The sequence below is a fragment of the Antiquaquibacter oligotrophicus genome (genome assembly GCF_020535405.1).
GTDB lineage: Bacteria > Actinomycetota > Actinomycetes > Actinomycetales > Microbacteriaceae > Rhodoglobus > Rhodoglobus oligotrophicus.
Genome location: NZ_CP085036.1, coordinates 1,498,796 through 1,519,388 on the forward strand (window position 1 = coordinate 1,498,796; position 20,593 = coordinate 1,519,388).

20 protein-coding genes and 1 tRNA gene are annotated in these 20,593 nt (G+C 66.0%); 7 read left to right on the plus strand and 14 right to left on the minus strand.

What is annotated here, in order from left to right:
- Positions 1 to 27: 27 nt before the first annotated feature.
- Positions 28 to 996 carry a 2-phospho-L-lactate transferase gene (gene cofD / locus LH407_RS07465; RefSeq protein ID WP_322134619.1) on the plus strand — a complete coding sequence of 323 codons (969 nt, stop codon included), beginning with the start codon at positions 28 to 30 and terminating at the stop codon, positions 994 to 996.
- On the opposite strand, the gene LH407_RS07470 is transcribed toward cofD, so the two are convergent.
- The 4 genes from LH407_RS07470 to LH407_RS07485 form a co-directional block, all read right to left on the minus strand.
- Entirely contained in the window at positions 993 to 1,484 is a 492-nt protein-coding gene (locus tag LH407_RS07470; RefSeq protein WP_322134618.1) for a MarR family winged helix-turn-helix transcriptional regulator, read from the minus strand. The genes cofD and LH407_RS07470 overlap by 4 nt on opposite strands.
- Positions 1,485 to 1,585: 101 nt before the next feature.
- On the minus strand, positions 1,586 to 3,376 hold the full coding sequence (locus tag LH407_RS07475) for a hypothetical protein (protein ID WP_322134617.1): 1,791 nt from the start codon (positions 3,374 to 3,376) through the stop codon (positions 1,586 to 1,588).
- The gene (locus LH407_RS07480) at positions 3,373 to 5,190 is read right to left on the minus strand and encodes an outer membrane protein assembly factor BamB family protein (protein ID WP_322134616.1); all 1,818 of its coding nucleotides are present in this window, start codon (positions 5,188 to 5,190) and stop codon (positions 3,373 to 3,375) included. Before LH407_RS07480 ends, LH407_RS07475 begins: the two co-directional genes overlap by 4 nt.
- A 7-nt stretch (positions 5,191 to 5,197) precedes the next feature.
- A complete protein-coding gene (locus LH407_RS07485) occupies positions 5,198 to 5,755 on the minus strand; it encodes a hypothetical protein (protein WP_322134615.1) in 558 nt (185 codons plus the stop codon).
- A gap of 67 nt (positions 5,756 to 5,822) precedes the next feature.
- Between LH407_RS07485 and LH407_RS07490 the strand changes: the two genes are divergently transcribed.
- Both LH407_RS07490 and LH407_RS07495 read left to right on the plus strand, forming a co-directional pair.
- Positions 5,823 to 6,362: a peptidylprolyl isomerase gene (locus tag LH407_RS07490; RefSeq protein WP_322134614.1), complete on the plus strand. Its 540-nt coding sequence runs from the start codon at positions 5,823 to 5,825 to the stop codon at positions 6,360 to 6,362.
- A 60-nt stretch (positions 6,363 to 6,422) separates the two neighbouring features.
- Complete coding sequence (locus tag LH407_RS07495) at positions 6,423 to 7,262, plus strand: rhomboid family intramembrane serine protease (protein ID WP_322134613.1); 840 nt, start codon at positions 6,423 to 6,425, stop codon at positions 7,260 to 7,262.
- 85 nt (positions 7,263 to 7,347) lie between these two features.
- Here LH407_RS07495 and LH407_RS07500 read toward each other — a convergent pair whose 3' ends face one another.
- Positions 7,348 to 7,587, minus strand: a complete 240-nt coding sequence (locus tag LH407_RS07500; protein ID WP_322134612.1) for a cell division protein CrgA — start codon at positions 7,585 to 7,587, stop codon at positions 7,348 to 7,350.
- 88 nt (positions 7,588 to 7,675) lie between these two features.
- Between LH407_RS07500 and LH407_RS07505 the strand changes: the two genes are divergently transcribed.
- From LH407_RS07505 to LH407_RS07515, 3 genes are read left to right on the plus strand one after another with little or no spacing between them, the layout of a single operon-like run.
- The gene (locus LH407_RS07505; RefSeq protein WP_322134611.1) at positions 7,676 to 8,449 is read left to right on the plus strand and encodes a class E sortase; all 774 of its coding nucleotides are present in this window, start codon (positions 7,676 to 7,678) and stop codon (positions 8,447 to 8,449) included.
- Positions 8,449 to 8,613: a hypothetical protein gene (locus tag LH407_RS07510; protein WP_322134610.1), complete on the plus strand. Its 165-nt coding sequence runs from the start codon at positions 8,449 to 8,451 to the stop codon at positions 8,611 to 8,613. The genes LH407_RS07505 and LH407_RS07510 overlap by 1 nt, the downstream gene beginning before the upstream one ends.
- Positions 8,610 to 9,245: an anthranilate synthase component II gene (locus LH407_RS07515; protein ID WP_322134609.1), complete on the plus strand. Its 636-nt coding sequence runs from the start codon at positions 8,610 to 8,612 to the stop codon at positions 9,243 to 9,245. The genes LH407_RS07510 and LH407_RS07515 overlap by 4 nt, the downstream gene beginning before the upstream one ends.
- Before the next feature lie 52 nt (positions 9,246 to 9,297).
- On the opposite strand, the gene pknB is transcribed toward LH407_RS07515, so the two are convergent.
- The 7 genes from pknB to LH407_RS07550 form a co-directional block, all read right to left on the minus strand.
- Positions 9,298 to 11,025: a Stk1 family PASTA domain-containing Ser/Thr kinase gene (gene pknB, locus LH407_RS07520; protein WP_322134608.1), complete on the minus strand. Its 1,728-nt coding sequence runs from the start codon at positions 11,023 to 11,025 to the stop codon at positions 9,298 to 9,300.
- A gap of 66 nt (positions 11,026 to 11,091) precedes the next feature.
- Positions 11,092 to 12,759: a protein kinase domain-containing protein gene (locus LH407_RS07525; protein ID WP_322134607.1), complete on the minus strand. Its 1,668-nt coding sequence runs from the start codon at positions 12,757 to 12,759 to the stop codon at positions 11,092 to 11,094.
- Entirely contained in the window at positions 12,756 to 14,210 is a 1,455-nt protein-coding gene (locus LH407_RS07530) for a peptidoglycan D,D-transpeptidase FtsI family protein (protein WP_322134606.1), read from the minus strand. Before LH407_RS07530 ends, LH407_RS07525 begins: the two co-directional genes overlap by 4 nt.
- Positions 14,207 to 15,631, minus strand: coding sequence for an FtsW/RodA/SpoVE family cell cycle protein (locus LH407_RS07535; RefSeq protein ID WP_322134605.1), 1,425 nt, complete (start codon positions 15,629 to 15,631; stop codon positions 14,207 to 14,209). Before LH407_RS07535 ends, LH407_RS07530 begins: the two co-directional genes overlap by 4 nt.
- Positions 15,612 to 16,850 (minus strand): PP2C family protein-serine/threonine phosphatase, encoded by a 1,239-nt coding sequence (locus LH407_RS07540; protein ID WP_322134604.1) that lies wholly within the window; start codon positions 16,848 to 16,850, stop codon positions 15,612 to 15,614. The genes LH407_RS07535 and LH407_RS07540 overlap by 20 nt, the downstream gene beginning before the upstream one ends.
- Positions 16,851 to 16,853: 3 nt before the next feature.
- Positions 16,854 to 17,339, minus strand: coding sequence for an FHA domain-containing protein FhaB/FipA (locus tag LH407_RS07545; protein ID WP_322134954.1), 486 nt, complete (start codon positions 17,337 to 17,339; stop codon positions 16,854 to 16,856).
- Between the two features lie 5 nt (positions 17,340 to 17,344).
- Positions 17,345 to 18,076 carry an FhaA domain-containing protein gene (locus LH407_RS07550; protein ID WP_322134603.1) on the minus strand — a complete coding sequence of 244 codons (732 nt, stop codon included), beginning with the start codon at positions 18,074 to 18,076 and terminating at the stop codon, positions 17,345 to 17,347.
- Positions 18,077 to 18,234: 158 nt separating this feature from the next.
- Between LH407_RS07550 and LH407_RS07555 the strand changes: the two genes are divergently transcribed.
- Positions 18,235 to 18,321: transfer RNA gene (locus LH407_RS07555), tRNA-Leu, on the plus strand.
- Positions 18,322 to 18,525: 204 nt separating this feature from the next.
- On the opposite strand, the gene LH407_RS07560 is transcribed toward LH407_RS07555, so the two are convergent.
- Both LH407_RS07560 and LH407_RS07565 read right to left on the minus strand, forming a co-directional pair.
- Positions 18,526 to 19,278 (minus strand): MerR family transcriptional regulator, encoded by a 753-nt coding sequence (locus LH407_RS07560; protein ID WP_322134602.1) that lies wholly within the window; start codon positions 19,276 to 19,278, stop codon positions 18,526 to 18,528.
- Positions 19,271 to 20,527, minus strand: a complete 1,257-nt coding sequence (locus LH407_RS07565) for an MFS transporter (RefSeq protein ID WP_322134601.1) — start codon at positions 20,525 to 20,527, stop codon at positions 19,271 to 19,273. The genes LH407_RS07560 and LH407_RS07565 overlap by 8 nt, the downstream gene beginning before the upstream one ends.
- Between the last annotated feature and the right edge of the window lie 66 nt (positions 20,528 to 20,593).

Here is a 20,593-nt window from a genome sequence, read left to right on the forward strand (position 1 = left end):
CACGCGCGACCGTGTGAGAATCGGCAGATGGCCTCACCAAGGATCACCGTTATCGGCGGCGGGGTTGGCAACGCCCGCTTTCTGCTCGGACTCCGTGCGCACGCCGCGACACTGCCGGAGCCACCGGACCTCACCGCCGTTGTGAACGTCGGCGACGACATGTGGCTCGCGGGCCTGCGCATCACTCCAGACCTCGACACGGTCATGTACGCGCTCGCCGGCGTCAACGACGTGGAACGCGGTTGGGGTAGGGCCGGCGACACGGAACGGGTGTCGGCCGAACTCGCCGCGTGGGGTGTCGGATGGCCGTGGTTCACCCTCGGGGATCTCGATGTCGGCGCCCACGTGACCCGCACCTCCCTCCTGCGTGACGGCCTACCACTTTCCGCGGTCGTCGAGCGGATGACCGCGAGGTGGCCGCTCGGTGTTCGCCTTCTGCCGTCCACCGATCACGAGGTCGAAACTTACGTGCGCACGTCGCAGGGCGACCTGCACTTCCAGGAGTGGTGGACGCGCCACCGCGCCGCCGTGAGTGCGGAGGGCTTCGACTTCAGGGGAGCACAGGACGCGACGCCCGCCCCGGGAGTGCTTGACGCGATCGAGTCGGCGGATGTCGTGATCCTGGCACCGTCGAACCCCATCGTCTCCCTCGACCCGGTGCTCGCCATCCCCGGTATCCGTGCCGCGCTGGAGCGGGCATCCGCGCCCGTCGTCGGAGTCTCACCGATCATCGGCGGCGCGGTCGTGCGCGGCATGGCGGACCAATGCCTCACAGCGGTGGGGGTGGAGACGAGTGCGCTCGCGGTCGCCCGCTACTTGGGTGCGCGTTCGAATGGCGGGATCCTCGACGCGTGGCTCGTCGACGAGGTCGACGCCGCATCGGTCTCCGCTCTCCGCGACGCGGGAATTCGAGCCGAGGCGGTGCCGCTATGGCTGCGCGACGAGGAGTCGAGCGCGGCGGTCGCGAGAGCCGCTCTCACGCTCGTTGCCCGTTAGCGGCGGTCGGAGAGCATCGCGTCGGCGAGACGCGAGAGAAGACTTGTCAGCGCGATGCGATCGTGGGGCTGCCAGTCGGCGAGGAGGGCATCCATCATGATGTCTCCCTTGCTGAAGATGTCGGCTCCCGCCTTGGCACCTTCGGCGGTGAGGGCGACGAGACTCGCCCTCGAGTCATCGGGGTCGGCGATACGACGCACGAGCCCGGCGCAGGAGAGTTTTTCGACGAGCCGGCTCGCGGTGGGGGCCGAAACGTGGAGCTTGGTGGCCAACACACCGGGGCGGAGCGACCCCGCCGTGGCGAGCGCGTAGATCGCCGAAAACGCATTCGGGTCGTCGGGGATCACCGAGTCGCCGACGATTTTGCGCTGAAACTCCAGCGAATTCAAGAGTCCAGAGATCCGCACGAGATCGGCGAGGGCTTCCGACTCGTAAGGGAGGAGCACTGTCGCGGGTGCCGCGGGTGCTTCGTCGAGCTTGCGGACCATGGTGGGACCTTCTTCCTGCTACGAGGACAGCGACATCGGGCGGTGCTGGCTCGCGGTGACGCAAGCATAAGGCCACAAAGCAGAGAAATCCCCGCATATGTCTAAGAAAGTTCAGCTCCGCGGATGCTCGCTCTGAATGCGACGAGTAGCGAGGCCGCAATGAGCGCATCTCCGAAGCCCTGCGCACCGTATTCGGCGAAGCGCGCGAGGTTCACCGTCGAGTCGGGGTCACGCGCGAGCGACGTGTAGGCGAGAACGGTCGCGCCGAACAGCGCGTTGCCGAGCACCAGCATGACGCGAGCGGGGCGAGGGTAGGCAGCACTCGTCTCGTTGGCGACACCCGTTCCCGTGAGTAGTGCCCACACGAAACCGAGGAGCACTGCCGCGGTCGCCGTGGATCCGATGAGTGCGGCGAGCGGGTCGGCAAGCACATCGCGATGCGTGAACAGGGCTGCGATGAGGAGGGCCGCGGCAATGGCCGCGAGACCCGGGGTCGTCACACGCCTCGCCACGAGCATCCATACGAGAAGGCCCAGGGCACCCAGAGTCGCAACGGATGCCAGGGAATCGGCCGACCACACAAGCGCGATGCCGAGCATCCCGCACACACCGGCGGCGGCGTTGGCGAGACCGAGGGAGACGAGCAGTTCGGGAAGCACGGCTCGACCACGACGGGCGATCACGATGGCGATCACGATGAGGGCGACACCCGCGGCGAAACGTGTGCCGCCGATGACCAGTGGGTTCACCGAGAGCGCGGAGGCGACCCCGATGAATGGCTCGACCCACGACCCGGCACCGAAGGAGCGCACCACGAGGCCCGCGAGCTGAACAAACGACGCGGGAATCGTGAGCGTGAGGAATGCGGCGACGAGGAGCGATACTCCCGCGAGCAGCGTGATCATGCCCGACGTTGTGGTCTCCTCGGATGCCCTCCCCCGCAGTCGCGCGATGAGCACCCACACCGCCGCCAGGACGACAAGGAACACGAGTGCACCAACGAGGGTGACCGCCTCGAACGCGGGGTCGGTGATGAGGTTTCGGGCGGTGGGGGCGAGGTCAACGATCCGCCAGATGACGATCGCGACGAGGAGCACGATGACGGCGGTCCGGCCGAGGCGGTCGCGGGTCACCCCCGCCGCCCAGACGGCGGAGGACACGGCGAGCTCGGCCACGGCCGCACCCGAGGCGATCGCTGCGGGGATCGCCAATTGCCCGATCGTAATGAGAACGAGGGACACCATGATGGGCACGAAGTCGAACCCGAGGGGGCGGCTTGCGGCGGAGATGACCGCGATGCTCGTCACGATGCTGCCGAAGACGACTCCCGAGATGACAACGAACTCCCACCAGGCGAATGCTCGTCGTCCCCGCACGGCTACGAGGACAACGATCGCGATCGATGCGGCGACGGCGACGATCCGACCGACGGGAATCGCGGCGAGATCGGGAACGCTGGCCAGCAACAGCACAAGAACTGTGAAGGCCGTCACGAGCCAGCGCGCCCACGCTCGAGCGTGGAGGGCGCCGGCCCGGCCGAGGGCAAGAGCGAGAGCCGTGAGCGACATCGTGACCCACATCACCGAGCGCGGGAGGGGTGTTGCGTCGCCCGACTGAAGGAAGAGATCGCTGCCCGCGCGGATGAGGGAGGAACCGAGCACGAGAGCCACCGCCACGGCGTAGCCCACGAGCGCGACAAACACGATCGGTCTCAACCCACGCGGCCACCCGACGTCACGGAGGCGACCCTCCCGCACGGGTTCGACGATCACGTGCCGGATGAAGAGCACGACGGTGTCGCGCGCCGCGATGAGCGCGCGACGCCCACCGTTCGGCCGAGGGCCGGTCGACGTCTCCTCTGCGGGAGGGGACTGCTCTGAGGTGACGGTCATGGCGCACCCACTTCCGTGACGCTGAAGTCATTCGAGAGCAACCACACACCGTCATTCGACGGCAGCAGAGTTCTCGCGCGACCCGCGTCTGCCTCTCCGACGTTCCATCGCTCCCGTACGGTACCCGCCTCGTCCACGAGGAGCACTTCGTCGGAATCGAGCAGCAGCACGGCATCCGCCGTGGGAATCAGTCCCGCGGATGCCGGGATGCTCCACTCGATGTCGCCCTGCAGGCTGTACGCGGTGGTGCCGTCGGCACCTTGCACAACGAGCGTCGAACCGATGATCGCCGAGGACACCGGTGAGCCGTCGAACGCCGACGTCCACCGCGGCTCTCCCGTCTCGGCATCCCACGCGAGCGTGTTGCCGTCGTCGGTGGTGACGAACACACGTTCCTCGTCCGCCGTGATCAGGGCGCCACGTTCCAGCTCGGTCTCCCACAGCGGCGAGCCGTCGTCGAGAGCGAACGCCCGCAGAACCCCGGAGCGGTCGGCCGTGAACACCCGCCCGTCGGCTACCGCCGGAGCGGCGTCGGCATCGCCGGAAAGCTTCACCGACCAACGCTCGTCACCATCCTCGAGGTCCACGCGGCGAACCTCGCCGTCGAGACCGACGAGCAGAACACCGCCCTCGCCATCCGCGACGGGTGGCGCCTGAACGATATCCGCGAAGGTGGCGCGCCAACCCCTCCGACCGCGGTCGTCGTACGCCTGGACGATGCGGTCGGTCGTCGACACGAGCACAACATCGCCGAAAGCGCCGAGCCGCACAATCTCGCCGCCCGGATGGGCGATCCATTCGCGGACGCTCTCCCCCTCGCCCTGGCGGTACGCGACGATCTCCGGCCCGGTGTTGATGACTGCGACGCCCGATGCGGTCATAACACTGCGGGAATCCGTCGCGCCGTGAATGGTCGACTCACCGAAGAGGGGATCACGAATGACGAGGGGCATCTCGCTCACGGTCCAGTCCTCGGCGTCCGCGATGTCGAGGTTCGGTGTTTCCGTCGCCGCGTCGAGAGGCTCCGGCTCGGTGAGCGGGACCGAGACCGCGCCACCGTCAGTCGTCTCGCCGCCGCTCACAGACGTGTACTCGGAGTCGACGCCTCCCCGACCTGGGCACCACGTCGTGCGATCGACAGTCTCGAGCACGGTCGCATCGGCCTGGGCGGGGTCACGGTGATCCATCGTGAGCGTCACGAGCAGGCATCCATCGTCGGCGGCTTCGGCGCTTCCGGTCGAGGTGTAGGTGATGAGCCCGCCGGGCAACGAGTCGCCTTCGCTCGACCAGGTCGACCCCGGTTGAATGTCGGATGGCAGCACGAGCACGCCGGGCGAAAAGCTGAAGCCGTTCTGTCCGCCCGTGATGGTCAACTGACGCACGCCGTCGTCGGCCAGCTCGTAGAGCTCGACCAGTTGGCCGCGCTGTCGGGCGTGGTCCGTCCACGTCTGGCGCCAGAACCTCGTCTGACCGGCGTCCTGGCCAGCGGCGTCGAGGCGAGAACTCTGGTGACCGCCAGCACCGTTCGGCTGCTGCAGGAGAAAGGGCAGACCCGTCGAATACGCGGACTCGATGGTCCACTCCGACCCGTCGGCGTAGGTGAGCACACTCGCGCTGCCGTCGGGCGGCAAGAGTGCCTCCGCGGCCGAGCGGGCTCCGTCATCCGGTGGAACGTCCACGGCGGCAACGAGACCGACACCTGCGGCAACGGTCGCGAGCACGACGATCCACGCGACTCGGCGCGCGGGAGTGTCTTGTGTCGAGCCTGCCGGTGGATCGGGGTGGGCGGCCAGGTCTTCGGGTTGCTCGGCCAACGAAGGGTTATGCGGGTTCGGGCTCGGTGCTCTCCGGCTCGTCGTCGATCCACAGGTCGTCGTCTGCGCGGAGGGTCTGCCAGGCGACGTAGGCGACAGCGGCCACGGTCACGACGCCGAAGCCGATGAGGATGTACTTGCCGGGGCCAGACTTCTTGGGCGGCTCGATGAACCCGACCTTCTGGCCGACCTCGGTGCCGAAGCGGGATGCCCGGCTGATTGCCTCACGCACCTGCTTGTTCTTGGCGACCTCGATGGCCGCGAGAGCGGTACCGAGAGCGGAGGACATCGCGGGCAGCACGTCATCGACGAGCCGGTCGCGCGTGGTCTGTGCGGCGCTCTTGGCGCTGGCACCGACCGCACCCACGGCGGGGCGCACCTTGTCCTGGTAGGTGTCGCGCACTCGCGGTGCTACCTCTTCGCGGGTGTAGTTGGCGGCCTGGCGGCTCGCCTCGCGAACGACTCTGGAGGCGTGGTCGAGGATCTCCTTCTGGTCTTCCCAGAGCGTTTCGGCATCCCCCTTGAGACGCTTGAGTTCCTTGCGACGCTTGCGTGACAGTGCCATGGCGAACCTCCGTGGTCGTTTCCAGTCGTCAGTAACCATCCTGTCACGTCATGTAAGAATTGGCCCTATGTCTTCTCCCACCGCAGTAGCCACGATCGTCACCAACTACGGCACGATCCGCGTGAATCTTCTCGGCAACCACGCTCCCAAGACCGTGGACAACTTCGTCGGGCTCGCAACGGGCACCAAGGAGTGGACGCACCCCGCGACCGGTGTCACCTCGACCGAGCCGCTGTACAACGGTGTGATCTTCCACCGCATCATCAAGGACTTCATGCTCCAGGCTGGCGACCCGCTCGGCCAGGGCATTGGTGGCCCGGGTTACGAGTTCGACGACGAGATCCACCCCGAGCTTTCGTTCGGTGAGCCCTACGTTCTCGCGATGGCCAATGCGGGCATCCGTTTCGGCAAGGGAACCAACGGATCGCAGTTCTTCATCACCACCGTCCCCACCCCGTGGCTTCAGGGCAAGCACACGATCTTCGGTTTTGTGGCCGACGAGGAGTCCAAGCGTGTCGTCGACGCCATCGAGGCCGTTGAGACGGATGCCCGCGACAAGCCACTCAAGGACGTCGTCATCGAGAGCGTCAGTGTCGACAAGGTCTAGCTCGACAACGACCCGGTCGACTACATCCGAGTTGTCCGTCGGGCATCAGGTCGTAGCGCGGTGAGCGACTCAGCGGGCACGTCGAGCAACGTCTGCTACCGGCATCCGAACCGTCAGAGCTACGTGCTCTGCCAGCGCTGCGGCCGCACCATCTGCCCGGAGTGCCAGACCCAGGCTGCGGTCGGGGTGCAGTGCCCAGAGTGTGTTCGCGAGGGTCGCGCGAGTGTTCCCCGCACCAAGTCCCCGCTCCGCGCGGCGTTCAGTCGGGGCAGCACCAAACCCGTCGTCACGTGGTCGATCATCGCGATCTGCGTTGTGCTTTTTGTACTGCAGAACATTCCCGTCATCGGCAACTACGTTGTGTCCTTCGGCGCCTACCGCCCGGTCTTTACGGCGATTTTGCCGTGGACGTTGATCACCTCGGCGTTCCTGCACGGGTCGATCTTCCACATCCTGCTCAATATGTACTCGCTCTTCATCATCGGGCCGGTACTGGAGCGGATGCTCGGCAGGGGTCGCTTCCTCGCCCTCTACCTACTGAGTGCCCTGGGCGGCTCGGTTGCCGTTCTCCTTCTCGCGCCCGCGTCCCTCGTCGTCGGTGCATCCGGAGCCATCTTCGGTCTCCTCGGAGCCTTCTTCGTGATTCAGCGGCGGCTGGGCGGCACCAACGTCCAGTTGCTCGTGATCGTGGGATTGAACCTCGTGATCGGGTTTGTGCCCGGCTTGAACATTGCGTGGCAGGCACATATTGGTGGCCTCGTCGCGGGTGCCGCGGTTGCACTCGTTTTTGTTCGCACGCGGCGCGCGGATCAGCGCACCACGCAGATCCTGTTCGTATCGCTCATCGCGGTCGCGCTCGTGGCGATCACGATTGCCCGGTTGGTGCTACCCGTTAGTTGAATGGGCAGGCGGCTGCGCGGTTATCCACAGCTGTTTCCACAGTGGGTATAACTACAGCGGTGTAATTCGGAAGAGTGTCGCGGCGTCAGCGCCAGCGCGTCGTCATCAGGAAGCCGATGAAGGCAATTCCGAAGCCGATGACGAGGTTGAATCCACCGATCGAGGGGATCGGGAGGGTCGAGTCACTCACGTAGAACGTGATGATCCAGAGAAGGCCGAGCAGCATGAAGCCGAACATCACCGGCTTGAACCAGACGGGGTTCGGTGCCGGCTCGCCGGAGGTTGCGGGGCTCTCGGGCTTGGTTCGCGCATTCGTACGGGCCATGCGGGAGATTCTAGCCGATGACGGCGAGAAGCCCACCCCGAGCGGTTCTCACGGAGTCCATCCAGCCCGATGACCTTACAATCGAGCCATGGTTCTCGTTGACGGTCGTGTTGCGCGCCGCAAAGCCGAGCGCGCAGCCCGAAATCGCGTGACCGTCGTTGGTGTCCTCGGCGAGGTACTCATCACGGGCGGTGTGCTCGTCCTCGGGTTCCTCGGTTGGCAGATCTGGATCAACGACATCATCGAGGGCGACCACCAGACCCACCAGGCCACCGAACTCAGCGCGAGCTGGGACAAGGGTGAGGCCACCGTTGCCGCCCCTGCCGATCGCCCCGACCCGGGGCCTCCGCAGGTCGATGTGGCCCCCGGCAACGCTGAGCGGTTCGCGAACCTCATCGTTCCCCGTTTCGGCGCGGACTACACGCGACCGATCGCCGAAGGTATCGGCGTCGACGATGTCCTCGCCTATGGAATCGGGCATTACCCCGACACCGCCATGCCCGGTGATGTCGGCAACTTCGCGGTCGCCGGCCACCGCACCGGGTGGGGCGCACCGCTCGCCGACATCGTCAACCTGCAGGTCGGTGACAGCATCTACATTGAGACCGAGGCCGGCTGGTACCGCTACATCTTCCGTTCGTCTGAGTACGTCATGCCGACCGGAGTCGAAGTCCTCGAGCCCGTTCCGCAGATCATCGGCCAGGACCCGACCGACCGACTCATCACGCTCACGAGCTGCAACCCGCCCCTCACGGCCGCCGAGCGCGTCATCGCCTACGGCGTCTACGACACGTGGTACCCGCGTGCTGGCGGACCACCGCCGGAGATCGCCGCAATCGCGCAGACCGTGGCGGCCGGCTGATGTACGCCGCGCTCTGGAGAGTGCTACCCGGCCCGTGGTGGGTCAAGCTCATCATCGTCCTCGTTCTCGCCGCGGCCGTCGTGTACGCTCTCATCTTCTGGGTGTTCCCGTGGGTCAATAGCCTGATCCCGACATCCGATGTGACCGTGGAGGGCCAAGGATGACGCGTGTGCTCGTCGTGGACAACTACGACAGCTTCGTTTACACGCTCGGCGGCTACCTGCTGCAGTTGGGCGCCGAGACGACGGTCGTGCGCAACGACGACTTCACGGCATCCGATGCCCCGGCAGTGATCGCCGACTACGACGCCGTGCTGCTATCGCCCGGCCCCGGCACTCCGGCCGACGCCGGCGTGAGCATCCCGATCGTCAAGGCGGCCCTCGAGTCGGGGCAACCCCTCCTCGGGGTGTGCCTCGGCCATCAGGCCATCGCCGAGGCCATGGGCGCAACGGTCACCCACGCCGAAGAACTCATGCACGGCAAGACCTCGCTCATCACCCACAATGACAGCGCGTTCTACGACGGTGTACCGCAGCCCTTCACAGCGACGCGTTATCACTCGCTCGCCGTTGTCGATGACACCGTGCCAAGCGATCTCGTTGTGACATCCCGCACCGAGGGCGGCATCATCATGGGTTTGCAGCACGAGCAACTGCCCATCTACGGTGTGCAGTTCCACCCAGAATCGGTGCTCACCGAGGGTGGCTACCGGATGCTCGGCAACTGGCTCGCGACAGCGGGACTGCCCGAGGCTGCCGAGACCGCACGCGGCCTCACCCCTCTCGTCAAGGCCTAGCCGCTCGTCCCGCGGCGCGCGCTAGCGCCGCTCGGTGCTCGCGAACGCGTGGCTAGGAGCCGCCGCAGACGCGGAGAGTGATTTCGGATCGTTGCGGGTTCTCGCCCACAATCGATTGCGCTGCCACCGTGTTGCCGCTGCAGCTCAGATCCACTTGCACGGTGATCGAGAGCTTGAGGGCGGTGAGGGTTGCGTTCGCCTCCGCGGTGGGCTGACCCGTGACATCCGGAATCTGCACCACCCCGTTCGAGACGAAGATGTTGACGACATCACCCTTGCGAATGATCGAACCGTCCGGTCGACGCTCGGCGTCGCCCTCGGGGTCGGTGCGAATCACGATGCCCGCGGCGACATCGGCCGAGAACTCCTGTGTTGTGGTCCCGTACACGAGACCCGCCGCTTCGATCGCGGCGATCGCATCGGCCTCTGGCACGTTGTTCAGATTCGGCATACGTACGGGCGTCTCACCGAGCGAGACGTACACCTTGATCTGGAAGCCGGGGTTCACCGTGATGCCGGGCTCGGGATCCGTGCGGATGATGGCACCCTCCGGCACCGTCGAGCTCGTCTCCGTGAACTTCTGCGGTACGAGGTTGGCCTCCTCGAGGGCGGTCGCGCCGTCCTCGTAGGACTGACCGATGATCTCCGGCACCGTGGTCGAGAGATTCGGGGCGAGCTGCGTGGGCGCGAGGTTGAGCGTCCAGAAGATCACGGCCGCGATGATCACAACGATCGCGACGATTCCCGCCCAGATCCACGCCACGGGCGGCCGGTTCTGCGTGTTGCGCAACCGGCTGTCGTTGTCCACGGTCAGCTGGCGCATCGTCGCCTCGGAGCCTGCGACGGATGTCGGGTTCACACCGAACAGCGTGGAGTTGAAGTCCGTCGGCGCGAGCTGCTTGCGGGCGGGGACCTGGCCTGCGGCGGCTCGCTCGAGGTCCTCACGGAACTCCGCAGCGCTCTGGTAACGCTCGAAGCGATCTTTCGCGAGGGCTCGCAGAACAACGGCGTCGACCGCGGGAGAAACCTTGGGGTTGAGGGAACTCGGAGGCACGGCGGCCGAGTTCACGTGCTGGTAGGCGACCGAAACGGGGTTCTCGCCGCGGAACGGAGCACGCCCGGTGAGGAGCTCGAAGAGCACGATGCCCGTCGAGTACAGGTCGGATCGGGCATCCACCGTCTCACCGCGGGCCTGCTCGGGGGAGAAGTACTGGGCGGTGCCCACGATCGCGCTCGTCTCGGCGATCGTCGCGGAGGAATCGGAGATCGCACGCGCGATACCGAAGTCCATGACCTTCACCTGACCGCTCGAGGTGACCATGATGTTGCCCGGCTTGATGTCGCGGTGCACAACGCCGGCCCGATGTGAGTACTCGAGGGCGGTCAGGACCTGCTCGACGATGCGCGCGGCCTCCGCGGGGTCGACCGGCCCGTCGGCGATGACATCGCGCAGGAGAATGCCGTCGACGTACTCCATGACGATGAAGGGGAGCAGGCTTTCGTGGCCGTTGCTTTCGCGCACGACCTCCTCGCCCGCGTCGAAGATGCGCACGATCGTGGGGTGCGCCATCTTCGCAGCATCCTGCGCCTCACGACGGAACCGCGTGCGAAAGGCGGGATCGGTGGCGAGGGTGGGCTTGAGGAGCTTGACCGCCACACGGCGGCCGAGGCGGGTGTCCATTCCGACGTGGACGTCAGACATGCCGCCGCGCCCGATCAGGTCGCCCAGTTCGTAACGCCCGGCGAGCAGACGTACGCCCTGTGCAACGCCCTCAGTCACGTGATAACTCCTCGTGGCAACCCGATATCTTCAGTCAGTGTAGCCGTCCCCCTTACGGCGGACCTGCTAGGAGACCGGGATCGTTATCTGGTCGGAAACGGGCGACTCGAAGTCGGTGCACATCGCGGTGTAGGCCACCGTGACCGACCCGCCCGAGGCAGCCGTGATAACGAGGTCCACAGCGGTTGCCGAGGGCGAGAGCGGGTTGCCGGAGCCGGCAAAGTCGGCTCCCGTGACCTGGAAGTTGAAACCACTCAACGCGTGGCCGCTCGGGCATCCGGAGTACGCAGGCCACGAGACCGTCAGGGCGTCACCGGTCTCATATGTGTCCGCCGGGAAGGTAGGCGCACCCGGCTTGGTGGCCTCGGGCGGCGGAATGGGTGTGTAGAACGTCACGACGATGACCTCGCCGATACGCACGTTTCCGCGCGGATTGACGGTGGCCGCCAGCCCCACCTGGTCCTCGCTCGGAGCCTGAGTGCCGTCGCGAGCCTCGAGAGTAAGCCCCTTGGCCTCGAGGATGCCGCGCACTTCGTCTTCGTTCTTGCCGAGGATCTCTGCCTCGTCGAGGAAGACGCGATCGCTCTGAGTCTGCGTCGGGGTGGGTGTCGGAGTGCGTGACGGAGTGTTCGAGTTGCTCGGAGTGTTCGTGGGGCTCCCGCCGCCACCCGCTGGAGCCAGGATGGCGATCAGAATGCCAACGAGCACGACCGCCAGCAGGGAGACCAACGCGATGAGCACCCACGTCCACGGGTTGCGCTTCTTCGGCTCTTCGTCTGTTTCCGCCGGGTCGGCACCCGGGGCCGTCGCGAGCACTCGAGTTGCCTCGGTCGCCTGACCGAGCACCTGCGTCGCGGGGGCGGTACGCATAGTGCCGCCGAGCACACCGGGCACTGCCGCGGCTGCTGCCGCGACATCCCCCCGCCGCAGGGCCTGCGCGGCGCGCGCGAGGTGCGCTGCCGATGCCGGGCGGTCTGCAGGGTTCTTGGCGATGCACGCGTAAACGAGATTGCGCACCGGCTCGGGAACCGTCGCCGGGAGCTCCGGCGGCGTCTCGTTGATCTGCGCCATCGCGATCGCCACTTGCGATTCACCCGTGAACGGACGCTTACCCGCGAGGGCTTCGTACGCGACGATGCCGAGCGAGTAGATGTCGGTCGACGGGGATGCCGGATGCCCGCTCGCCTGCTCTGGCGAGAGATACTGCACCGTGCCCATGACCTGACCGGTGGCCGTCAGCGGAACCTGGTCCGCGATACGCGCGATGCCGAAGTCGGTGATCTTGACCCGGCCGTCGGGCGTGATGAGCAGGTTGCCCGGCTTGATGTCGCGGTGCACGAGACCAGCGGCGTGCGCGGCCTGAAGTGCGAGTGCCGTCTGCGCGACGATATCGAGCACGCGGTCGGTCGGGAGCACACGCTCGCGCTCGAGGATCGAGCTTAGAGCCTCACCCGGCACGAGCTCCATAACGAGGAAGGCGCTGCCGTCCTCCTCGCCGTAATCGAAGACGTTGGCGATGCCCTCGTGGTTGACGAGAGCCGCGTGACGGGCTTCGGCGCGGAAGCGCTCGAGGAAGCCCGGGTCGCCCAGGTATTCGTCCTTGAGGATCTTGATGGCGACAGTGCGCCCGATCACGAGGTCGGTTGCCTGCCAGACCTCGCCCATGCCGCCGATGGCGACGCGACTGGAGAGCTGGTATCGGCCCCCAAAGGTGAGCCCGCTGCTGGGTCTCATCTGAATAGCACCGCCTCAAGTACTCTTTGTGCGATTGGTGCGGCGATCTGGTTTCCGGAGCCGGACTGACCCAGTCCGCCACCGTTCTCCACGACCACCGCAACGGCAACCTGTGGGTCGTTCGCCGGAGCGAAACCGGTGAACCAGAGTGTGTACGGTTCGTCAGAACCGTTCTCCGCTGTACCCGTCTTACCCGCGACGTCGACTCCATCTATTCTGGCATTACTGGCCGCGCCGTTCGCGACAGAGTCGACCATCATTTGCGTAACGGACGCCGCCGTCTGCTCGCTCGTCGAACGACGGAACTCCTCGGGCTCGAACTGCTCGATCACCCGAAGGTCCGGCGCGACGATTCGCTCGACGAGGTTCGGCCGCATGAGCGATCCGCCGTTGGCGATCGCCGAGGAGACCATCGCCATCTGGAGCGGAGAGGCGCGGACATCCGACTGTCCGAACGCCGACAGCATCGTCTGCGGATCGTCCAGGGCGCGAGGGTAGGTGCTCGCCGCCGCGACCAGCGGGGTCGCGATCTCCTCGTTGAATCCGAACTTGTTGGCCTGGTCGCGGATGACCTGCCCGTCGAGCTCCAGGCCGAGTTCGGCGAACGGGATGTTGCAGGAGAGGCTCAGCGCACGGGCCAGCGAAACGGTTGCAGTGCCACCGCACACATCACCCCCCGAGTTGGTGATGACGTTCGAACTCTGCGGGAGCTGCAGCTGTGCCGGGTTGGGGAACTCCGACTCCGGCGTGAAGCGGCCGGATTCGAGGGCGGCAGCGGCAACCACGAGCTTGAAGGTCGATCCCGGTGGGTTCAGGTCGCCCGAGATCGTGCGGTTGAAGAGGGGGCCGGCCGGGTCAGCGAGGAGGGCCTCGTAGGTGGCGATCACGCCCTCACTGTTATGAACCGCGAGCAGGTTCGGGTCATACGTTGGCTTGGAGACCATCGCGATGATCTCACCGGTCTTCGGGCGCATGGCGATCACGGCGCCCGTTTGGTCGCCGAGGGCATCCCACGCGGCCTGCTGGACGGCGCCATCGATCGTGAGCTCGACAGAGGCACCCTTGGGGTTCTGACCGGTGAGGATGGCGTTGATCTGGTCGAGGAACTGCGAGTTCGACGTGCCGGAGAGGTAGTCGTTGAGCGCGCCCTCGATTCCGGTGTTGCCCTGGTTGAGGGTGAAGTACCCGGTGACGGGCGCGTACAGCAACGGGTTCGTGTACGTGCGCTGGAACTTGTACTCGTCATCGGTTGGCACCGAAACCGCGATGGGTTGGCCGTCGACCAGGATCGGACCACGCTCGGCCGAATAACTGTCGTAGAGAGTGCGGCTGTTGCGGTCATCCGCCCGCAGGGAATCCGACGTGATGACCTGAATGAGCATCGTCGACGTGAACAGGGCGAGGAACATCGCGAGGACAACAATGCTGACGCGCTTGAGTTCTTTGTTCATCGTGCCACCACCACACTGTTCTCGGCCGGCTGGTCGATCACGAGGAGGGGCTGATTACGCACGGAATCCGACAGTCGCAGCAGGAGGGCTGCGATCAGCCAGTTGGCCACGAGCGAGGACCCACCCGCCGCGAGGAAGGGCGTCGTGAGTCCCGTGAGGGGGATGACACGAGTGACGCCACCGATGACAACAAAAACCTGAAGCGCGATGACGAAGGCGAGCCCGACACCCAGGAGACGGCCGAAGTCATCCTGCCCGGCGAACCCGATCCGGAAGCCGCGTGCAACGAACAGCAGGTACAGCGCGAGGATCGCGAAGAGACCGATGAGACCCAACTCCTCGCCGAGGGCGGCAATGATGTAGTCGCTCTCCGCGAGGGGTGTGATGTCGGGTCGGCCGCGACCGAGACCCGTGCCGAGGAGTCCGCCGTTGGCGAGCCCGAAGAGGCCCTGAACGAGCTGATAGCTGCCGCCGATTGCATCGAAGTTCTCGGGGTTGAAGGGGTCGAGCCACGCGTCAACGCGACCGCCGACGTAACTCAGCGTGCGACTGGCGACGAAAGCGCCGAGCGCGAAGAGCGAGAGGCCCAACACGATCCAACTCGAGCGGCCCGTTGCCACGTAGAGCATGACGAGGAAGAGACCGAAATACAGGAGGGCCGTTCCGAGGTCGCGCTGGACCACGAGCACAACCATCGACGCCGCGAAAACCACAAGGATCGGCCCGAGGTCGCGCGGCCGCGGGAGCTGCATACCGAGGAACTTGCGGCCCACCATCGACAGCGAATCCCGCGCCGTCACCAGGTAGCCCGCGAAGAAGATCGCCAGCGCCACCTTGCCAAGCTCACCCGGCTGGAAGGAGAACGGACCGATCTCGATCCACAGTCGCGCTCCATTGCGCTCGTCGCCGATGACCGGAAGCATCGGCAGAAGCAGCAGCACGATGCCGCTGAACATGGCGATGAAGCGGTAGCGCTGCAGCACGCGGTGGTTGCGGATGATCACGAGGGCGGCTCCCGCAACAACGATCGCAATCGCCGTCCACACGATCTGACGGATGCCCGCGCTATCCCACCCCGAATAGCCCTCCGCGATGTCGAGCCGGTAGATCATCGCGATACCGAGACCGTTGAGCACGGTGATGATCGGGAGGATGAGCGGATCAGCGTCACGCGCGACGATCCGCAACGTCACGTGCACACCCAGGATGAGCACCGCGAGCACGGCGACGAGGCTCAGGATGCTCGGATCGATGGTGCCGAGGGCCCCGAGCTGCACGAGAACGACCGCGCCGAACACGATGGCGAGAGCCACCACGAGGATGAGTAGCTCGATGTTCCTCAATCGCGCCGGCTCGCGGAGCTTCAGGCGGATCGAGGTCGTGAACGGCGTGCGCTCCGTGTCAGGGCTCTGTGCGGGCATCCGCAAGCTCCTCGACGATGCGCTTGGCGTCCAACAGGTCGGAGGCGTTCATGGTCGACTCGACCTGGCTGCGCAGGTAAGGGGGAAGGGTGTCGAGTTCGATGGTGGTCTGCTCGTAGATGTGGGAGAGCTGGATCGGACCGATGTCCTGCTGCACCCCCTGGTAGATCGCGACGCGACCGTCGGACTCGCCGACGAAGAAGTGGCGCTGAGTGAACTGGTAACCCGCGAGCGCCGAGAACACGATCGCGGCGATCGCTACCACCAAGAACACCAACCACGTCACGCGGCGTCGACGCGCGCGCTTGCGATCCTCCTGAATGAGGGCCTGGAGGTAGTCGTCTGACTCCGGTTCGAAGTGGCTGTCGTCGGGCGGTGTCGCCTTGAGCGGGTGAAGGAGCAGGCTCGGCAGGCGCATGGCGCGACGCTCGATCTCCCCGCCGAACGACAGGGGGAGGGCGGCCGAACCGACGGTCGTCGGCGGCTCGAAGGAGTCGTCACCGGAATCGTCGACATCGACGACAACGATCGTGACGTTGTCGGGGGCGCCCTGATCGAGGCTCTCCTTGACGAGACGGTCGGCGGCCTCACGTGCGGACGGCACCGTGCGCAGAATCGCCGCGATCTTCTCCTCACCGACGAAGCTCGAGAGCCCGTCGGAGCACAGGAGCCAACGATCGCCGGGACGAGTGTCGAGTACGGAGGTGTCGATCTCGGGTGAGGCATCCACGTCGCCGAGAACACGCATGAGCACGGAGCGGCGAGGATGCACGGCCGCCTCGTCTGGCGTGATGCGTCCGCTATCGACGAGCCGCTGCACAAACGTGTGGTCTGTCGTTACCTGCTCGAGGTCGCCATCGCGGAAACGGTACACACGAGAGTCGCCGATGTGGGCGATCGCGACCTTGTCGCCGACGCGGAGCATGCCGCTCACCGTTGTGCCCATGCCCGTGAGCTCGCTGTGCTCGAACACGGTCTCGGCGAGGAGCGAGTTCGCCGAGAGCAGGGCCGACTTGAGCGCGTACTCTGCGTCGTGCGGCGACGTGTACGCCTGGTCGGTTTCGGCAATGCGCTTGACAGCGATGGCCGAGGCAACGTCGCCACCGGCGTGACCACCCATGCCATCGGCCACAACAAACAGGTAGCGGCCAGCGTAGGCGCTGTCCTGGTTGTTGGAGCGGACCTTTCCGACGTGGGAGACCGCTGCGGTGCGCGACATCCGTTACCGCCGAAGCTCGAAGCTCGTTGTGCCGATGCGCACCGTGGCGCCGAGCGGGATGAGGGTCGGAACGAGCACACGCGTGCCGTCGAGGAACGTGCCGTTGGTGGAGTCCAGATCCTGGATGACCCAGCCGTCGGGCCACCGCAGCAGTCGCGCGTGGTGGGTCGAGGTGTAGTCGTCGCGGATGACGAGGCCCGACTCGTTGGAGCGGCCGATCGTGAGTTGCTCCTCCGGGAGCGGAATCTCGAGACCCTCCTTGGCGCCCGAGGTGATGACCAGACGTGACGCGAAGACGGGACCTTGCGGTGCGGAGGGCCTCGGGGCGGGGGCCGGCGCCGGGGAAGCTGCGGGGGTCGCTGAGGCGGGCATCCGGCGCGCCTTCTGACCGAAGAGGTCGCTTCGCAGCGCGTAGACGATCGCGAAAACGAAACCCCAGAGGATCGCGAGGAACGCGATGCGCAGAACGAGGAGCGTCAGCTCGCTGATCTCCGTCACTGGAGTCCGCCCAGCCAGCTGGTCTCGTCGCTCACGGGCGGGCGGCGGGCCGGTTCGGCGTCGGAGGACTGTGCGAGCACCCGGAACACGATACGCGTTCGACCGATGTCGATGACCGAGTCGGGCGAGAGGAGCGACTGACTGAGCGGTGCGCCGTTGAGCTTCGAACCGTTGGTCGAGCCGAGGTCGTTGGCTTGGGCGCGGGCGCCGTCCCACAGGATTTCGACGTGTTTGCGGGAGATTCCGGTGTCGTCGACGGTGATGTCGGCGTCGCTGCCTCGACCGATGATGGTTCGCGATCGGGTGATCGGATGCCGTACGCCGTTGATCTCGAGAACGGGCTTCCAGCTCACACCGCTCGTGGTGCCCTCTGACTGGATCTCGATCATGCCCTGCCCGAGTCGCGTTTCTTGTGCGAGCCGAACCGAGATGCCGCCGACGAAGGAGTAACGCTGCGCTGTGGCGTGGCGCTGCACGAGGTCGACGAGTTCGTCGATGAGTGCGGGGCCGAGCCCGGACATCCGCTCGAAGTCGACGGGGCTCAGGCGCACCGTGAACTTGTTGGGCACGAGGATGCGGTCGCGTGCGACGACGGCCGCTTTCGTGTCGAGTTCGCGGCGCAGGGCCGCAGTGATCTCGACCGGCTGCAGACCGCTTTTGAAGGTCTTCGCGAACGCACCATTAACGGCGCGTTCGAGACCCCTCTCGAAGCTGTCCAGAAGTCCCAAGGCTCTCCCCGTGATCGCCGGTACCGGTCACTAGATGTTAGCCGTTGCCCCGCCAGTCAGGCTGTGAGCCCTCTCTGCCCCTCGAAATCCCCCGAGTTGCGCGAAAAGTGTGGCCCGTGTGGGGAGGGTGTGTGCTCTGGTACAGTCGGTGTTTGCGCGCGCGAGTGGCGAAATTGGCAGACGCGCACGGTTCAGGTCCGTGTGCCCGTGAGGGCATGGGGGTTCAAGTCCCCCCTCGCGCACCAAAAGAAAAAGGTCGTCCCGTCAGGGGCGGCCTTTTTCTTTTGCTGGTGAGGGGGCTGCGCGAACCTCTCGTGGGCCCCCGCTGAGCAGTCCGCGGCGTTGCGTAGCAACGTCGTGGCGGCTCAGTAGGGGAGTCAAGTCCCCCCTCGCGCACCGCGCGCTACTCACACCCGGCGCACCTCACCCCCTCGCGCCCCCGGCGCACCTCACTCCTCCCGCGCGCTGCTCATCCGTCGATCGAGCTCATCAAGGGCACCGCGTTGCTGTTCGTTGAGCATCCCCGTCGCGTAGTCGGTGACGAGGCTGACGGAGGAGAGGTTCATGGCCGCCTCAACGTCGGCGAACTCGTCTATGACCGTTGAGAAGGTGGCCATGAAGGTTTCGATGAAATCGTCGACGTCCTCCTGACGGCTTTCCGGTCCCAGGCGCTCGAACCGCTCGGCAACATCCACAACCGCGGGAACCAACTCCGGGTCGCTCACGCGTTCGTAGAAGCGCGCGAGGTGGGGCATCCCTTCTTCCCCTGCGAGGTGGGCGAGGAGTACCGATTGCTCTCGGTCCATTCTGATGAGCTCCGGCGAGACCCCAGATGCTCCGAAGGCGGCGAGATACGGGGCCAGTTCCGGCGGCAGGTCTGGTGCAGCATCCATGGCGCGCAGGCGTGCGATGAGGTTCCGCTGCGCGGTGAGTCGATCGATCTGGGCGGCGAGTTCCGCATCCAATTCGTCGAGGAGGTCGTGGGCCGTATCCGGGTTGTCGAGGAGTTCGGGCATCCGTTCAAGCGAAATGCCGAGAGCGGCGAGTCGTTTGATGCGCAAAACCCGGATCAGGTCGTGGACGTCGTAGTCGCGGTAGCCGTTGCTGCGACGTTCTGGCTCGGCGAGCACACCCACGTGGTGGTAGTGGCGCAGCGCGCGGACGCTCACTCCCGCGAGGCGCGCTAGCTCTCCGCTATGCATGGCTGATCACCGCCGCATCGTCGTCAGTGGCCCGGGTCGGGTCTGGTTCCAGGTTACGCAGCGACCGGGACGCGAGCCCGAGCGCGAGCGCGATGAGCCACAGGCTCGTAACGGTGAGAGCTGCGACGCCGACTCCGGCGTATTCGGTGAGTACGGCCGCCGCGACGATCCCGATCGCGGGTGCCGCGGTCATGATCGCGTTTTGTGTCCCCATGATCCTTCCTCTCATCTGTTCGGGGATGCGTTCGATCATGAGCACCCCGATGAGGCTGCCGAACAGTCCACTGGACAACCCAACAACGAACGCTCCCGCGAACACGACCCACACCGAGGGAAGCGCGGCGATGACGCCGAAGCCGACAGTCGTGCCGACGAGACCTGTCAGGAACCACGCACGCCGCCGACCTCGTGCCCCCGCGATGGCGTAGACGAGACCGCCGACGAGGGTGCCACCCGCTAGCGCGGTGAGCACAAATCCGAGCATCCCGGGCTGCTCCTCAAGCGTGAAGTACACGGGCAAGAGCAGGCCTTGAAGCGCAGCGAGGACAACCACGGAGATCAGGCTGAGCGCGGTTGTGACGACAAGGAAGCGGCTCGTGAACAGGGCGCGCCAGCCGTCACGAAGCTGCGACCAGCCGTTGCCTGTGGTGATCGCCGCTGCGCCGTCGGAGGTCACGATCTGACCCACCCTGCCTGGGATGAGCAGGGTGGTGAGCGCCGCCGCGAACGAGGTGGCTGCGGTGATCCACAGCACGGTGGATCCGTCGAAGAGGACCATGAGCGTGCCTGCCGCCGCCGGCCCCACGAGCATCGCTACCGCTCCGAGGGCCTCCCGAATGCCGACCAGGCGCTCCGATGTGATGTCGCCGTGACGAACAATCGCCGGGAGCAGTGCCTCGCGTGCGGTCATCCCCGGCACGTCGCCAAGCGAGCCGATGATCCCGAAGAGGATGAACCAGCCAAGGTTGAGCCCTGAGAGCAGGTCGATGAGCGGCAACGCCGCCACGGATGCCGCGGACACGAGGTCGGTGACAAAGGACGACGTGCGTCGGTTGATGCGGTCGATCACCACCCCCATGAGCAGCCCGGCGATCACGGCGGGGATGGCGGTTGCCGCGGCCACGACACCCGCGCCCAGAGCGCTGCCCGTTGTCTGGAGAACGATCAGGGGGAACGCGATCGCTGCGATCGAGTTTCCGAGGAGCGACAGCACGTACGACGTGAGGTAGGCGACGGGAATGAGCTTCATGCATCCAGTCGAAACTATGACGCTGCGGCAGGGTCAAGCGCGGCGCTGCAATATTGCTGCGGGGAA

What these genes read in the sequence shown, in the direction of transcription:
- cofD (WP_322134619.1), top strand. Translation starts at nt 28, where the DNA reads ATGGCCTCACCAAGGATCACCGTTATCGGCGGCGGGGTTGGCAACGCC.
- LH407_RS07470 (WP_322134618.1), bottom strand. Translation starts at nt 1,484, where the DNA reads ATGGTCCGCAAGCTCGACGAAGCACCCGCGGCACCCGCGACAGTGCTC.
- LH407_RS07475 (WP_322134617.1), bottom strand. Translation starts at nt 3,376, where the DNA reads ATGACCGTCACCTCAGAGCAGTCCCCTCCCGCAGAGGAGACGTCGACC.
- LH407_RS07485 (WP_322134615.1), bottom strand. Translation starts at nt 5,755, where the DNA reads ATGGCACTGTCACGCAAGCGTCGCAAGGAACTCAAGCGTCTCAAGGGG.
- LH407_RS07490 (WP_322134614.1), top strand. Translation starts at nt 5,823, where the DNA reads ATGTCTTCTCCCACCGCAGTAGCCACGATCGTCACCAACTACGGCACG.
- LH407_RS07500 (WP_322134612.1), bottom strand. Translation starts at nt 7,587, where the DNA reads ATGGCCCGTACGAATGCGCGAACCAAGCCCGAGAGCCCCGCAACCTCC.
- LH407_RS07505 (WP_322134611.1), top strand. Translation starts at nt 7,676, where the DNA reads ATGGTTCTCGTTGACGGTCGTGTTGCGCGCCGCAAAGCCGAGCGCGCA.
- LH407_RS07510 (WP_322134610.1), top strand. Translation starts at nt 8,449, where the DNA reads ATGTACGCCGCGCTCTGGAGAGTGCTACCCGGCCCGTGGTGGGTCAAG.
- LH407_RS07515 (WP_322134609.1), top strand. Translation starts at nt 8,610, where the DNA reads ATGACGCGTGTGCTCGTCGTGGACAACTACGACAGCTTCGTTTACACG.
- LH407_RS07525 (WP_322134607.1), bottom strand. Translation starts at nt 12,759, where the DNA reads ATGAGACCCAGCAGCGGGCTCACCTTTGGGGGCCGATACCAGCTCTCC.
- LH407_RS07530 (WP_322134606.1), bottom strand. Translation starts at nt 14,210, where the DNA reads ATGAACAAAGAACTCAAGCGCGTCAGCATTGTTGTCCTCGCGATGTTC.
- LH407_RS07535 (WP_322134605.1), bottom strand. Translation starts at nt 15,631, where the DNA reads ATGCCCGCACAGAGCCCTGACACGGAGCGCACGCCGTTCACGACCTCG.
- LH407_RS07540 (WP_322134604.1), bottom strand. Translation starts at nt 16,850, where the DNA reads ATGTCGCGCACCGCAGCGGTCTCCCACGTCGGAAAGGTCCGCTCCAAC.
- LH407_RS07560 (WP_322134602.1), bottom strand. Translation starts at nt 19,278, where the DNA reads ATGCATAGCGGAGAGCTAGCGCGCCTCGCGGGAGTGAGCGTCCGCGCG.
- LH407_RS07565 (WP_322134601.1), bottom strand. Translation starts at nt 20,527, where the DNA reads ATGAAGCTCATTCCCGTCGCCTACCTCACGTCGTACGTGCTGTCGCTC.